The organism is Streptomyces sp. NPDC021012 (genome assembly GCF_044333355.1).
Classification (GTDB): domain Bacteria; phylum Actinomycetota; class Actinomycetes; order Streptomycetales; family Streptomycetaceae; genus Streptomyces.
In genome coordinates, this window is sequence record NZ_JBIRQU010000009.1 from 163,869 (window position 1) to 176,717 (window position 12,849).

Annotated in this window: 11 protein-coding genes; 6 read left to right on the plus strand and 5 right to left on the minus strand. The window is 72.6% G+C overall.

Translation table 11 applies throughout. The features are described from left to right. The first annotated feature begins 225 nt into the window (after positions 1-225). Complete coding sequence (locus ACH4TP_RS27845; protein ID WP_389223689.1) at positions 226-582, plus strand: cupin domain-containing protein; 357 nt, start codon at positions 226-228, stop codon at positions 580-582. A 59-nt stretch (positions 583-641) separates the two neighbouring features. Here the strand turns inward: ACH4TP_RS27845 and ACH4TP_RS27850 are convergent, their stop codons facing one another. Together ACH4TP_RS27850 and ACH4TP_RS27855 are read right to left on the minus strand one after the other, a co-directional pair. Continuing rightward, positions 642-1,946, minus strand: coding sequence for an MFS transporter (locus ACH4TP_RS27850; protein WP_389223686.1), 1,305 nt, complete (start codon positions 1,944-1,946; stop codon positions 642-644). Positions 1,947-2,013: 67 nt separating this feature from the next. Next, entirely contained in the window at positions 2,014-2,586 is a 573-nt protein-coding gene (locus tag ACH4TP_RS27855) for a methylated-DNA--[protein]-cysteine S-methyltransferase (RefSeq protein ID WP_398177405.1), read from the minus strand. Between the two features lie 219 nt (positions 2,587-2,805). On the opposite strand from ACH4TP_RS27855, the gene ACH4TP_RS27860 reads away from it, so the two are divergent. The 5 genes from ACH4TP_RS27860 to ACH4TP_RS27880 all read left to right on the plus strand — a co-directional run bounded on the left by ACH4TP_RS27860 (position 2,806) and on the right by ACH4TP_RS27880 (position 9,876). Further along, the gene (locus ACH4TP_RS27860; RefSeq protein WP_398177402.1) at positions 2,806-3,717 is read left to right on the plus strand and encodes an MHYT domain-containing protein; all 912 of its coding nucleotides are present in this window, start codon (positions 2,806-2,808) and stop codon (positions 3,715-3,717) included. A gap of 71 nt (positions 3,718-3,788) precedes the next feature. Next, a complete protein-coding gene (gene uvrB / locus ACH4TP_RS27865) occupies positions 3,789-5,927 on the plus strand; it encodes an excinuclease ABC subunit UvrB (RefSeq protein WP_389223678.1) in 2,139 nt (712 codons plus the stop codon). Between the two features lie 153 nt (positions 5,928-6,080). Next, positions 6,081-6,659 carry a TerD family protein gene (locus ACH4TP_RS27870; RefSeq protein WP_030692674.1) on the plus strand — a complete coding sequence of 193 codons (579 nt, stop codon included), beginning with the start codon at positions 6,081-6,083 and terminating at the stop codon, positions 6,657-6,659. A 98-nt stretch (positions 6,660-6,757) separates the two neighbouring features. Further along, complete coding sequence (locus ACH4TP_RS27875) at positions 6,758-8,647, plus strand: TerD family protein (RefSeq protein WP_398439432.1); 1,890 nt, start codon at positions 6,758-6,760, stop codon at positions 8,645-8,647. Positions 8,648-8,877: 230 nt separating this feature from the next. Then, complete coding sequence (locus ACH4TP_RS27880; protein ID WP_398177394.1) at positions 8,878-9,876, plus strand: TerC/Alx family metal homeostasis membrane protein; 999 nt, start codon at positions 8,878-8,880, stop codon at positions 9,874-9,876. 85 nt (positions 9,877-9,961) lie between these two features. On the opposite strand, the gene ACH4TP_RS27885 is transcribed toward ACH4TP_RS27880, so the two are convergent. From ACH4TP_RS27885 to ACH4TP_RS27895, 3 genes are all read right to left on the minus strand, one after another. Continuing rightward, positions 9,962-11,248 carry an MFS transporter gene (locus ACH4TP_RS27885; RefSeq protein ID WP_389223669.1) on the minus strand — a complete coding sequence of 429 codons (1,287 nt, stop codon included), beginning with the start codon at positions 11,246-11,248 and terminating at the stop codon, positions 9,962-9,964. A 129-nt stretch (positions 11,249-11,377) separates the two neighbouring features. After that, positions 11,378-12,034, minus strand: coding sequence for an MBL fold metallo-hydrolase (locus tag ACH4TP_RS27890; RefSeq protein ID WP_398177391.1), 657 nt, complete (start codon positions 12,032-12,034; stop codon positions 11,378-11,380). Positions 12,035-12,069: 35 nt separating this feature from the next. After that, positions 12,070-12,759 carry a maleylpyruvate isomerase family mycothiol-dependent enzyme gene (locus ACH4TP_RS27895; protein ID WP_389223665.1) on the minus strand — a complete coding sequence of 230 codons (690 nt, stop codon included), beginning with the start codon at positions 12,757-12,759 and terminating at the stop codon, positions 12,070-12,072. Positions 12,760-12,849: the final 90 nt, after the last annotated feature.

Here is a 12,849-nt window from a genome sequence, read left to right on the forward strand (position 1 = left end):
CCTGCCGCTCCTCGGGGACCGTCTGCGGAATCCGTGACGGGCCGCCGCGCGGAGGAGGCGGGGACGGCCGCGGCACCCTTGGGGCGCCGTGCCGGAGGGCCGGTGCGGATTTCGTCGCCGAAGCGGGTTGCCGGCATCACGCCTGGTGGGGGCCGAAACGGAGGCTGTTCTTCCAGCCCCTCCCGGCCTCGGAGCACCCTCGGACCCCGGCTACAGTCACCGCCCATGACCACTCATGACGCGCCCTCCTTCGCCGTGCACATCCCCGACGCGGAGCTCGAAGTCGAGCCCCTCGACCCCGGCCAGATCGTCTCCGGCACGCCCGAGGTGACGGGCAAGGTGCTGTGGGAGTCGGCCGACGGCAAGCAGCTGCGCGGCATCTGGCAGATCACGCCCGGCGTCGTCACCGACACCGAGGCCAACGAGCTCTTCGTGGTGGTCTCCGGGCGTGCGACCGTCGCCGTCGAGGGCGGCGAGACCCTGGAGATCGGCCCCGGCGACGCATGCGTGCTGCGGGAGGGCGACCGGACGACCTGGACCGTGCACGAGACCCTGCGCAAGGCGTACCACATCAGCCTCTGAGCGCCTTCCGCATCCGCCACCCGGCCGGCACCGCCGGAGCCGCCGGGTGGCCGTCCCGGTCAGGCCTTCCTGAGGGCGCCCCGCAGGGCGAGCGCCGCCATCGGCAGCAGCAGGCACGCGGCGATCGCGTTCAGCGGTCCGTAGCCCGCCTGCGAGACGATCAGGCCCGCCATGAGGCCGCCGAGCCCGGCGGCGGTGTTCATGACGAAGTCGGAGAGCCCCTGCACGGCGGCCCGCGCGGCCTGCGGCACCGAGTCGGTGAGCAGCGCCGAACCGGACACGAGCCCCGCCGACCAGCCCAGACCGAGCAGGACGAGCCCCAGGGCGGTCCGGCCGTGGGACGGTCCCGCCGTGCCCGCGACGAGCGCCGCCGCACCGATCAGCCCGACCGCGAGCCCGATCACCGACAGCCGGCCGAGCCGGTCGGACAGCCAGCCCATCAGCGGCGAGAAGGCGTACATCCCCGCGATGTGGCCGCTGATCACCAGGCCGATCAGCTGGATGTCCGCGCCGTGACGGGTGAGCGCCACCGGCGTCATCGACATGATCGACACCATGGCGGTGTGCGAGCCGGCGATGGTGACCAGGGCGAGCCGGGCCCGCGGGGACTTCCGCACCGCGTCCATCCCGGCCCGCAGCGAGCGGCCCTCCGCCGCCCCGCCAGGCCCGGTGCCCGCCAGCGCGCGGGCGGTGAGCAGCGGGTCCGGGCGCAGCAGTACGGCCACGACGACCGCCGAGACCACGAAGACGCCGGCGGCCCAGACGAAGGGACCGGCCGTGGCCGGGATCCCCAGGTCCGAGACGCTCTTCCCGGCGGGCGCCGCGACGTTCGGGCCGAGCACCGCGCCGATCGTGGTCGCCCACACCACCGTGGAGATGGCCCGGGCCCTGCGGTCCGGCTCGGCGAGGTCGGCGGCGGCGAAGCGGGCCGTCAGGTTCGCCGAGGAGCCGGCGCCGAAGCCGACGAGCCCGACGAGCAGCAGCGGGAAGCTGTCGACGACCGCCCCCAGCACCACCACACCGGCGCCGAGCGCCCCGAGCAGGTACCCGAGGACGAGCCCCGCCCGGCGGCCGCGCGAGGCCATCAGCGCGGCCAGCGGCATGGCGAGCAGGGCGGGACCGGCCACCGTCGCCGTCGACGCCAGACCGGACAGCGCCTCGGTGCCGCTCACGTCCCTGGCCAGGACGGCGGCGAGGGCGACGCCGATGGCGATGCCGAGGCCTCCCAGGATCTGGGTGGCGATCAGCACGGCCTGAATACGCCGGCGGAGGGCTGGCAGCTCGGCGGGGGTGACGGGGGCGGACGGGGCGTCGGGTATGCCGTCGGGCAGGGTGGCGTCAGGGGCGCCGGGGGTCTGGGTCACTTACGTGAGTGTGCCAGCCGTCCCATCCGATGGGAACGCCGCCTCCTTCCGCGACGGTCGCCGCGGCTCAGAACAGCGGCTCCGGCAGTACGCCCTCCAGGGCCAGCAGCCGTCGCTTCGTCTCCAGACCGCCCCCGAAGCCGCCGAGCCCGCCGTCGCTCTCCACCACCCGGTGGCACGGCACGACCACCGGCAGCGGATTGGCGCCCATCGCCGCTCCGACCGCCTGCGCCGCACCCGGCTGCCCCACGCGCCTCGCCAGCTCCCCGTACCCCACGACCGTGCCGTACGGAACGCTCGCCGCCAGCTCGCGCAGCACCTGCCGGTTGAAGCCGGTCGCGAGGCTCCAGTCCAGCGGCAGGTCGAAGTCGCGGGCCTCGCCCGCGAAGTACCGGTCGAGGCGGCGTATCGCCTCCGCGAGCAGGCCCGAGGCGCACTCCACCGGCTCGGCGCCGAGCTGTCCCGCCAGCCGGTCGAGCATCCGCTCCCGCCGTGCCGCGTCGGCGTGGAACTCGACCCGCACGAGCCCCCGCCCGGTCGCGGCGAGGAAGAGCGGCCCGATGGCGCTCTCCACGACCGTCCACTCCACCGGGACGGCCCGCTCCCCGCCGGCCGGCCCCGCCCCCGCAACGATGTCCATGCGCCCACGGTACGGCCCGCCACCGACAATCCGGTCACGACCGGGTCCACGGCCCCCACGGAGATCACGGACCGGTCTCGCTCCGGTCCAGTGATCGGAAATTCCCCGGTCACATGGTCGCCGGGGCCCCGGCGCGCCATAATCTCGCCCCGGTAGTACTACCCAGCGGTACCGACTGTTTTCGGACGACGTCGCACCAGGGGTGGAGGACGCACGCTCATGCAGGGCACGGTCAACGGATTCAGCTACGGGCTCGTCACGCCGGTGGCCGCCTTTCTCATGGCCTGCCTCGGCGGCGCCCTCGGCCTGAGGTGCACCACCAGATCGCTCCGCCACCACGACAGCTTCAAGGCGGGCTGGCTGGCCCTCGGCGCCACCTCGATCGGCAGCGGCATCTGGACGATGCACTTCATCGCCATGATGGGCTTCTCCGTCGAGCGGGCGCCGATCACCTACGACCGGCCCATCACCTTCGCCAGCCTGGGCGTCGCCGTCCTCATGGTCGGCATCGGCATCTTCATCGTCGGCTACCGCGGGGCGACCCCCCTCACCCTGGTCACCGGCGGCACGATCACCGGCCTCGGCGTCGCCACCATGCACTACCTCGGCATGGCCGGCATGCGCCTCCAGGGCCGGATCGAGTACGACACCCTCACCGTCGCCCTCTCCGTGGTCATCGCCGTCGTGGCCGCCACCGCTGCTCTCTGGGCGGCCGTCTCCGTCCATGGATTTCTGGCCAGTCTCGGCGCGAGCCTGGTGATGGGCGGAGCCGTGAGTGGTATGCACTACACCGCCATGGCCGCCGTCAGCGTCCACCTGCACGGCACCGAGGCGCCGAGCGGAACGGGCGACAACGCCACCTCGCTCCTCCTGCCCCTGCTGATCGGCCCCGCGGTCTTCCTGATCCTGGCCGCCGTCGTCGTCATGTTCGACCCGCTGCTCGTGATGGGCGACCCGGACTGGCAGCGGCCCGCCGCCAGGACCCCGCACCGCCCCGGCGTGCCCGCCCCGCGCCACGTCCCGTCCTACGGCGAGCCCGCCAACTGGTCCGCCCGCCCCGCCGGCCGGACCGCCGGACGGGGCGCCCGCCGGAGCGTCGCGCGCGGCGCGCACCGCTCCCAGGACTGGTGACGGACGAGCGGACGAGCGGGCGGCGAACCGATCACCGCCCGAGTGTCAGTGCCGGGTCGTACGGTGGTTGCATGCGGCCCGTTTCCAAGATCGAACGTTCGGTGGCGCCCTTCGAGGTCGTCAGCGAGTACAAGCCCAGCGGCGACCAGCCGACCGCCATCGCCGACCTCGAGCGGCGCATCCGCGCGGGCGAGAAGGACGTCGTGCTCCTCGGCGCCACCGGCACCGGCAAGTCCGCGACCACCGCGTGGATGATCGAGAAGCTCCAGCGCCCCACCCTGGTGATGGCGCCGAACAAGACGCTGGCCGCCCAGCTGGCGAACGAGTTCCGCGAGCTCCTGCCGAACAACGCGGTGGAGTACTTCGTCTCGTACTACGACTACTACCAGCCCGAGGCGTACGTCCCGCAGTCGGACACCTACATCGAGAAGGACTCCTCCATCAACGAGGAAGTGGAGCGGCTGCGCCACTCCGCGACGAACTCCCTGCTCACCCGCCGGGACGTCGTCGTGGTCGCCTCCGTCTCCTGCATCTACGGCCTCGGCACGCCCCAGGAGTACGTGGACCGGATGGTCCCGCTCAAGGTCGGCGAGGAGATCGACCGCGACCAGCTGCTCCGCCGCTTCGTCGACATCCAGTACACCCGGAACGACCTGGCGTTCACCCGCGGCACCTTCCGGGTGCGCGGCGACACCATCGAGATCTTCCCGGTGTACGAGGAGCTCGCCGTCCGCATCGAGATGTTCGGCGACGAGATCGAGGCCCTCTCCACCCTCCACCCGCTCACCGGCGAGGTCATCAGCGAGGACCGCGAGCTGTACGTCTTCCCCGCCAGCCACTACGTCGCGGGCCCCGAGCGCATGGAGCGGGCCGTCAACGACATCGAGCGGGAGCTGGAGGGCCGCCTCGCCGAGCTCGACAAGCAGGGCAAGCACCTGGAGTCCCAGCGGCTGCGCATGCGCACCACGTACGACATCGAGATGATGCGGCAGATCGGCTCCTGCTCCGGCATCGAGAACTACTCGATGCACTTCGACGGCCGCGAGCCCGGCTCCGCGCCCAACACCCTCCTCGACTACTTCCCCGAGGACTTCCTCCTCGTCATCGACGAGTCGCACGTCACCGTGCCGCAGATCGGCGCCATGTACGAGGGCGACGCCTCCCGCAAGCGGACCCTGGTCGACCACGGCTTCCGGCTCCCGTCCGCCCTCGACAACCGCCCGCTGAAGTGGGAGGAGTTCCAGGAGCGGATCGGCCAGACCGTCTACCTCTCCGCGACCCCCGGGACGTACGAACTCTCGCGCGGCGACGGCTTCGTCGAGCAGATCATCCGCCCCACCGGGCTCGTCGACCCCGAGGTCGTCGTCAAGCCCACCGAGGGCCAGATCGACGACCTGGTCCACGAGATCCGGCTGCGCGCCGAGCGCGACGAGCGGGTCCTCGTCACCACCCTCACCAAGAAGATGGCCGAGGACCTCACCGACTACTTCCTGGAGCTCGGCATCCAGGTGCGCTACCTGCACAGCGACGTCGACACCCTGCGCCGCATCGAGCTGCTCCGCGAGCTGCGCGCCGGCGAGTACGACGTCCTCGTCGGCATCAACCTCCTGAGGGAGGGCCTCGACCTGCCCGAGGTGTCCCTCGTCGCCATCCTCGACGCCGACAAGCAGGGCTTCCTGCGCTCCGGGACCTCCCTCATCCAGACGATCGGCCGCGCCGCGCGCAACGTGTCGGGCCAGGTCCACATGTACGCGGACCGGATCACCCCGGCGATGGAGCAGGCCATCGACGAGACCAACCGGCGCCGCGAGAAGCAGATCGCGTACAACACGGAGCACGGCATCGACCCGCAGCCGCTCCGCAAGAAGATCAACGACATCGTCGCGACCATCGCGCGCGAGGAGCTCGACACCGAGGAACTGCTCGGCAGCGGCTACCGGCAGCCGAAGGAGGGCAAGGGCGCGAAGGCCCCCGTGCCCTCGCTCGCCGCGCACGGCCCCACGGCCCGGGGCAAGGGCGGCAAGGCGGGCTCGACCGTGGATCTCGGCGACCGGCCCGCCACCGAACTGGCCGCGATCATCGAGGAGATGACCGAGCGGATGCGTGCCGCGGCGGCCGAGCTGCAGTTCGAGGTGGCGGCCCGGCTCCGTGACGAAGTGGGGGAGCTGAAGAAGGAGTTGCGCCAGATGAAGGAGGCGGGACTCGCCTGATCCGGCGGGGGCGGAGGGGCGGTCCGGTGTGTTGCAAGACCGACACAAAACCGGACCGTGCCTCCGCGGTGTCGGTGCCGCTGCGTAGGGTGCTCGACAACCGCACGCACCGGAACAGCGGTCGCGGGGAACGCCAACGAGAGGGGCAGACGCGTGTCGGTCAACATGACCAAGGGTCAGGCCATCAGCCTGGAGAAGAGGGGCGGGGGCAGCCTCACCCAGGTGCGCATGGGCCTCGGCTGGCAGGCCGCGCCGCGCCGCGGCCTCTTCGGCTCGCGCACCCGGGAGATCGACCTGGACGCCTCGGCCGTCCTCTTCGCCGAGAAGCAGCCGGTCGACGTGGTCTTCTTCCGGCACCTGGTCAGCGACGACGGCTCGGTCAAGCACACCGGCGACAACCTGGTGGGCGGCGCGGGCCAGGGCGGCGACGACGAGGCGATCCTCGTGGACCTGGAGCGGGTGCCGGTCCACATCGACCAGATCGTCTTCACGGTGAACTCCTTCACCGGCCAGACCTTCCAGGAGGTGCAGAACGCCTTCTGCCGGATCGTCGACGAGACGAACGGGCAGGAGCTCGCGCGCTACACCCTCGACGGCGGCGGCAACTACACCGCGCAGATCATGGCGAAGGTGCACCGGGTCGGCTCCGGCTGGCAGATGACGGCCCTGGGCAACCCGGCCAACGGCCGCACCTTCCAGGACCTGATGCCCGCGATCCTGCCGCACCTGTAAGGGCCCGGCAGGGCACATCCACAGCTCCCGGAGGCACCAGGCCACCGGGAGCTGTCCGCATGACCGGGAAACACCGAAGCACCGAGGGGACAGAGACGATGACGGCCGAGCTGGTCCGGGGGCAGAACCACCCCCTGCCCGAGACCCGACTGGAGATCCGGGTGTCGGCCGGTCACCCCGTCCTCGCCGGAGCCACCCTCGGTGACGAACAGGGCCGGGTCGCGGGCGCGGAGTGGATCGCCCACCCCGGCGCGCCCTCCCTGCCCGGTGTCGCCGTGCCCGGAGGGCCCGCCGCCGACCACCGGCTCGCCGTCGACCTGGACGCGGTCCCCGCCGCCGTCCACCGCGTCTCGGTCCTCCTCGCGCTGACCGGCGCGACCGCCCGCTTCGGGGCCCTCGCCGCCCCGTTCGTCGCCGTCACCGGCCCCGACGGCGCCGAGATCGCCAGCTACACCATCACCGGCCTCGACCGGGAATCCGCCCTCGTCGCCCTGGAGCTGTACCGCCGCCAGGGCGCCTGGAAGGTCCGCGCCATGGGCCAGGGGTACGAGGGCGGGCTCGCGGCCCTGCTCGGCGACCAGGGCCTGGAGCGCGCCGCGGACCTCGCCGCGTCGATCCTGGCGGCGGTGGCCCCCGAGCGGGACCGGCCGGCCGAGGCCCCGGCGGCCCGCGTCCCCCGGGCGGAGCACGTCCGACAGGCGGCGGCACCCGCCGCGGACCTGACACCCGCGCCCGCACCGGATGCGACGACCGCGCCCGTACCGGATCCGTCGCCCGCGCCCGTCGCCGGCGGTCCCATCGACTACTCCCACCCCCGGCGCCGACAGGCCCCCGCACCCGAGCCCCGGCAGGCGCCGCCCGTCCCGGTCGCCGGGGACGCCTCGGGCTGGTCGATGGACGAGCGGCTCTACAACCAGGTGTGGGGCATGTTCGAGGACCTGGCCCGTACCGCCGCCGCCTACCGCAGCGCCCGCGACTTCGCGGAGTCCCGGCTCGACCGGGAGCTCGACGAGGCGCTCACCGACTACCGCGCCCGGGCCGGTGGCGCGAACGACGCCGCGCGGGCCGCCGCCCGGGCCCGGCACGACGAGCTCGTGGAGCGGGCCCGCGAGGTCCTGGACCGGGACCTGGCCCAGCTCGTCGCCGAGTCCGAGGTCGTCGAGCCGGCGCTGCCCGTCGCCTACGCCCGCTGGGACAACCCCGTCTGGCATGCCTACCGCGTCCCGGCCGAGGAGCCGATGGCCGTCCGTCTCGGCGACCTCCACCTGCCCGAGCGCACCGACCTGCGGATCCCCATGCTCGTCCGGCTGCCGCTGGAGCGGGGCCTGTGGGTGGACTCCGGCCGCGGCCACTCCGAGGCGGCCGGACTCCTGGACGAGGCCGAGCTGCGGCGGCTCGCCCTGGACTGCGCGGTGGCGCACGCGGCGCGGCTGCTCGCGGCGCATCCGGCGGGCGGGTTCACCGTCCACCTCGTCGATCCGGCGGGCACGGGCGCCGCGGCCCTGGCCCCCCTCGTGGAGACGGGGGCGGCCGCCCCGCCGGCCCGGGGCGCGGCCGGGGTCTCGGCGGTCCTGGAACAGCTCACGGAGCGGGTCGACCTGCTCCAGATGGCTCTGCGGGGCGGGGCGGCCGACGCGCTGCCGCCCGGTCTGGACACGGCCCGGCAGCTGCTGCTGGTGCACGACTTCCCGCACGGCTTCGACGAGCGGGCGGTCACCCGGCTGCGCTATCTCGCCGACGAGGGGCCCTCGGTCGGCGTCCATCTGCTGATGGTCGCGGCCCGGGAGGACGCGGCCGCGTACGGACCGCTGCTCGACCCCCTGTGGCGCTCGCTGCTGCGGCTCACCCCGGTGTCCGACGACCACCTGGCCGATCCCTGGGTCGGCCACGCCTGGTCGTACGAGCCGCCGCTCCTTCCGCCGGGCAGCGCGATCCTCCGTCAGGTCCTGACGCAGGTGGCGGCAGCTCGCCATGGGAAGCAGTCCTGACCTGGCCTCTTGGTGATCCTTTACCTTCCCCTTTACCTTCTCTTGGGTTTTCGGGTAGTCTTCTTGGCGCGGAGGGGAGTACTCCCCATGCGCGGCGTACCCGTCAATACGGACGGATCATCATCGATCCGATCCCGGGGCGTCGGCCCGGCGGCCCGTCCGCCGCCGGGTGGAAGAGACCTCCGGCAGCGACGACGCTGATCGAGTTGCCGTACGACGCCGGAGGCGCAATGGACGTTTCGATGACCCTGTGGGTCCTGACCATCCTCGGTCTGGGTGCCCTGATCGGTGCCGACTTCTTCATCGGGCGCAAGCCCCATGACGTGTCGGTGAAGGAAGCCGGAATCTGGACGATCGTCTGGATCGTGCTCGCCGCGCTCTTCGGCCTCGGCCTGCTGGTGTTCGGCAACAGCCAGGCGTCCGGCGAGTTCTTCGCGGGCTACATCACCGAGAAGTCGCTCAGCGTCGACAACCTCTTCGTCTTCGTCCTGATCATGGCGAAGTTCTCGGTCCCCTCCCACCTCCAGCAGCGGGTGCTGCTCGTGGGCGTGCTGATAGCCCTGGTGCTCCGCGCGATCTTCATCGCCGCCGGCGCCGCGATCATCGCGAGCTTCTCGTGGGTCTTCTACCTCTTCGGCGCCTTCCTGATCTACACCGCCTGGAAGCTCATCCAGGAGGCGCGCTCCGACGAGGAGGAGGACGACTGGGAGGAGAACCGTCTCCTCAAGACCGTCGAGAAGAAGTTCGGCGTCGCCGACCGGTACCACGGCACCAAGCTCTTCATCCGGAACAACGGCAAGCGGGTGCTGACCCCGCTGATGATCGTGATGCTCGCCATCGGCACCACGGACATCCTCTTCGCCCTCGACTCCATCCCGGCGATCTTCGGCCTCACCCAGGACCCGTACATCGTCTTCACCGCCAACGCCTTCGCCCTCATGGGTCTGCGGCAGCTGTACTTCCTGATCGGCGGCCTGCTCAAGAAGCTGGTCCACCTCAGCTACGGCCTGTCGGTGATCCTCGGCTTCATCGGCGTGAAGCTCGTGCTGCACGCGCTGCACGAGTCCGGGGTGCACGTCCCCGAGATCTCCATCCCGTTCTCGCTGGCGGTCATCGGCGGTGTCCTGGCCGTCACGACCGTCACCAGCCTGATCGCCTCCAGGAAGCAGGAGCGGAGCGAGGCGGCCGGAGTGACCGACGCGGCCGAGAAGGACAGCGTCGAGGCCTGACGCTCCCGCACAGCTCCCACACACGAACGACGGCCGGCCGGGTCCACCCCGGTCGGCCGTCGTCCGTCTCGTACGCCGCTCCCGCTCAGGCGGCCGCCGGCTCGGGCGCCGGCCGTCCGGTGCGGCCCGGGAAGGTCTCCGGGAGCAGGGCGAAGCAGCCGAGGCTCAGGAGGGCGATCAGCGTGAGGTAGGCCGCGACACCCCAGGGCGGGCCCGAGCCGCCCTCGGAGAGGGTGGTGGCGACGAGGGGCGTCAGCGCGCCGCCCAGGACGCCCGCCAGGTTGTAGCCGACGGCCGCGCCCGTACAGCGGACACGGGGCTCGTACAGCTCCGGGAGGTACGCGGAGACCACCGCGAACATGGTGATGAAGGCCAGCAGCGCGCCCAGGAACCCGAGGAACATCAGCAGCGGCCGCGCCGTGTGCAGCAGGGCCACCATCGGGAACATCCAGAGCGCGGAGGCCGCGCACCCCGCCAGGCAGAGCGGCCGGCGGCCCCAGCGGTCGGCGAGGAGCGCCACGAGCGGGGTGACCGCGCCCTGGACCGCCACCGCCGCCATGACGCAGCTCAGCATCACCGTGCTGCTCACCCCGAGCCGCTCGGTGCCGTAGGCCAGCGCCCAGGTGGAGACCGCGTAGAAGACGGCGTACCCGACCGCGAGGGCCCCGGCCGTCAGCAGCACGAGACGCCAGTGGTCGCGGAGGACCTCGGTCAGCGGGGCGCCCGCGCGCCGCCCGGACGAGGACAGCTCCTCGAACTGCGGGGTCTCCGCGAGCGAGGAGCGCAGCAGCAGCCCGGCCAGCGCGAGCAGCCCCGCCGCCCAGAACGGCACCCGCCAGCCCCAGGCGCGGAACTCCGCCTCGCTCAGCCCGGTGGTGAGCGCCAGCATCACCCCGTTCGCCAGGAGGAAGCCGACCGGCGGGCCGATCTGCGGGAAGCTCGCCCACAGCGCGCGCCGGCGCTCGGGGGCGTGCTCGGCGGTGAGCAGGACCGCCCCGCCCCACTCACCGCCCAGGCCGAGCCCCTGGAGGAAACGGAGGGTGAGCAGCAGGACGGGGGCGGCGATGCCGAGCGTCGCGTACGTGGGGACGCAGCCGACCGCGACCGTGGCGCAGCCCGTCAGGAGCAGCGAGGCGAAGAGGACCGGCCGCCGCCCGTACCGGTCGCCGACGTGCCCGAAGAGGACCGAGCCGAGGGGGCGGGCGAGGAACCCGGCGGCGAAGGTGCCGAAGGCGGCCAGGGTCCCGGCCAGCGGCGAGAAGGTGGGGAAGAAGAGCGGCCCCAGGACGAGGGCGGCGGCGGTCCCGTAGACGAAGAAGTCGAAGAACTCGATGGCGGTGCCGACGAGCGAGGCGGCGGCGAGCCGCCCCATCGAGGGGGCCGCAGGCGTCGAGGACGGCGACGGAGGGTGACTTTGGCGCATGTCGCGCCAACTACCCCGCCGCCGTCCGGGTTACGGGGGCGTGCGGAGGTGCGCAGCTCGAAGGCCGCGCGCCCGGTGTCACCAGCCGCGCTCGCGCCACTCCGCGAGGTGCGGGCGCTCGTCACCGAGCGTGGTGTCCCTGCCATGGCCGGGATAGATCCAGGACTCGTCGGGCAGGGCCGCGAAGAGCTTGGTCTCCACGTCGTGGAGGAGGCTCGCGAAGGCCTCCGGGTCCTTCCAGGTGTTGCCCACGCCGCCGGGGAAGAGGCAGTCGCCGGTGAAGACGTGGGGGTGGCCGTGCGGGTCGTCGTAGATCAGGGCGATCGAGCCCGGCGTGTGCCCGACGAGGCGGCGGGCGGTCAGCTCGACCCGGCCCACCCGGATCGTGTCGCCGTCCTCCACCAGCTCGTCGGTCCCGACCGGGATGCCCTCCGCGTCGTACGCGCCCGCGTAGGTCCGGGCGCCGGTCGCGGCGACGACCTCCGCCAGGGCCTGCCAGTGGTCGCCGTGCCGATGGGTGGTGACGACGGCGGAGATGCCGTCGTCACCGATCAGCGTGAGGAGCGTGCCCGCCTCGTTGGCCGCGTCGATCAGCAGCTGCTCACCGGTCGCCCGGCAGCGCAGCAGATACGCGTTGTTGTCCATCGGGCCGACCGCGACCTTCGAGATCATCAGGTCCGTCAGCTCGTGCACGTCCGCCGGGCCGCCGACCTTCACCACTCCGCTGTACGTCATGGCCTCAGCCTAGACCCGGGGGGTGACAGGGGCGGCTACAGCGGGGGGAGCTCCGGCAGCGGGCCGCCCTCGGTCTTCAGGGCGGAGCCGTCGCGGCGGCCGGAGAGCCAGCCGAGGAGCTCGGCGGCGGGGCCGCTCACGGTCACCTCGGAGCCCTCCGCGGAACCGGTGGTCCAGCTGCCCGGGCCGTCCGTGGCCAGGACCCGGGTCGGCGGCACGTCCGCGTTGCCCGTGAACCGCTCCGTGAGGAAGACGATCTCCCGCTGGACGAACTCCTCCGGCAGGTCCTCCAGCTCGTGGCCGACGCCCAGGTCGACGTGGTGCAGGGCCACCTCCGCCCAGCGCCGGAAGGGGAGCCGGGAGGCGCTGTCGACGACCCCGTTGCGGAGCTCGACGGTGCGGCTCCAGTCGGCGGGCTCGGCGGCGGCCTCCTGGAAGCGCTCGCCGGTCGCCCGCAGGTCGGCGAGCTGGACGTCGAGGGGACGGTCCGCGTCGCGCTCGATGTCGGCGTCGCGGGCACCGGCGCTCGCGTACATCGGCAGGCCCCGGAGAACGTTCACCAGGGCGTCGGCGTTGCGGGAGAGGTGGGCGAGGACGTGGCCGCGGGTCCAGCCGGGAAGCCGTGACGGCTCGGCGACGGCCGCGTTGTCCCAGGAGGCGGCGTCGTTCAGCAGCCGCTCGGTCGCTTCTCGTACGGAAGCGAGGTCGCGCTCGTGATCGATCATGCCCCGCACAGTAGCGCCGCCACTCATTCGGGTGAAGCGGTCTCGGGACGGTCGGAAATCGAATATGCGTGCTATAGGCTCGATGGAAGC

Coding starts and splice junctions, on each gene's coding strand:
- ACH4TP_RS27885 (WP_389223669.1), bottom strand. CDS start 11,248: ATGGGGCGGCTCGCCGCCGCCTCGCTCGTCGGCACCGCCATCGAGTTC.
- ACH4TP_RS27875 (WP_398439432.1), top strand. CDS start 6,758: ATGACGGCCGAGCTGGTCCGGGGGCAGAACCACCCCCTGCCCGAGACC.
- uvrB (WP_389223678.1), top strand. CDS start 3,789: ATGCGGCCCGTTTCCAAGATCGAACGTTCGGTGGCGCCCTTCGAGGTC.
- ACH4TP_RS27880 (WP_398177394.1), top strand. CDS start 8,878: ATGGACGTTTCGATGACCCTGTGGGTCCTGACCATCCTCGGTCTGGGT.
- ACH4TP_RS27895 (WP_389223665.1), bottom strand. CDS start 12,759: ATGATCGATCACGAGCGCGACCTCGCTTCCGTACGAGAAGCGACCGAG.
- ACH4TP_RS27855 (WP_398177405.1), bottom strand. CDS start 2,586: ATGGACATCGTTGCGGGGGCGGGGCCGGCCGGCGGGGAGCGGGCCGTC.
- ACH4TP_RS27860 (WP_398177402.1), top strand. CDS start 2,806: ATGCAGGGCACGGTCAACGGATTCAGCTACGGGCTCGTCACGCCGGTG.
- ACH4TP_RS27890 (WP_398177391.1), bottom strand. CDS start 12,034: ATGACGTACAGCGGAGTGGTGAAGGTCGGCGGCCCGGCGGACGTGCAC.
- ACH4TP_RS27845 (WP_389223689.1), top strand. CDS start 226: ATGACCACTCATGACGCGCCCTCCTTCGCCGTGCACATCCCCGACGCG.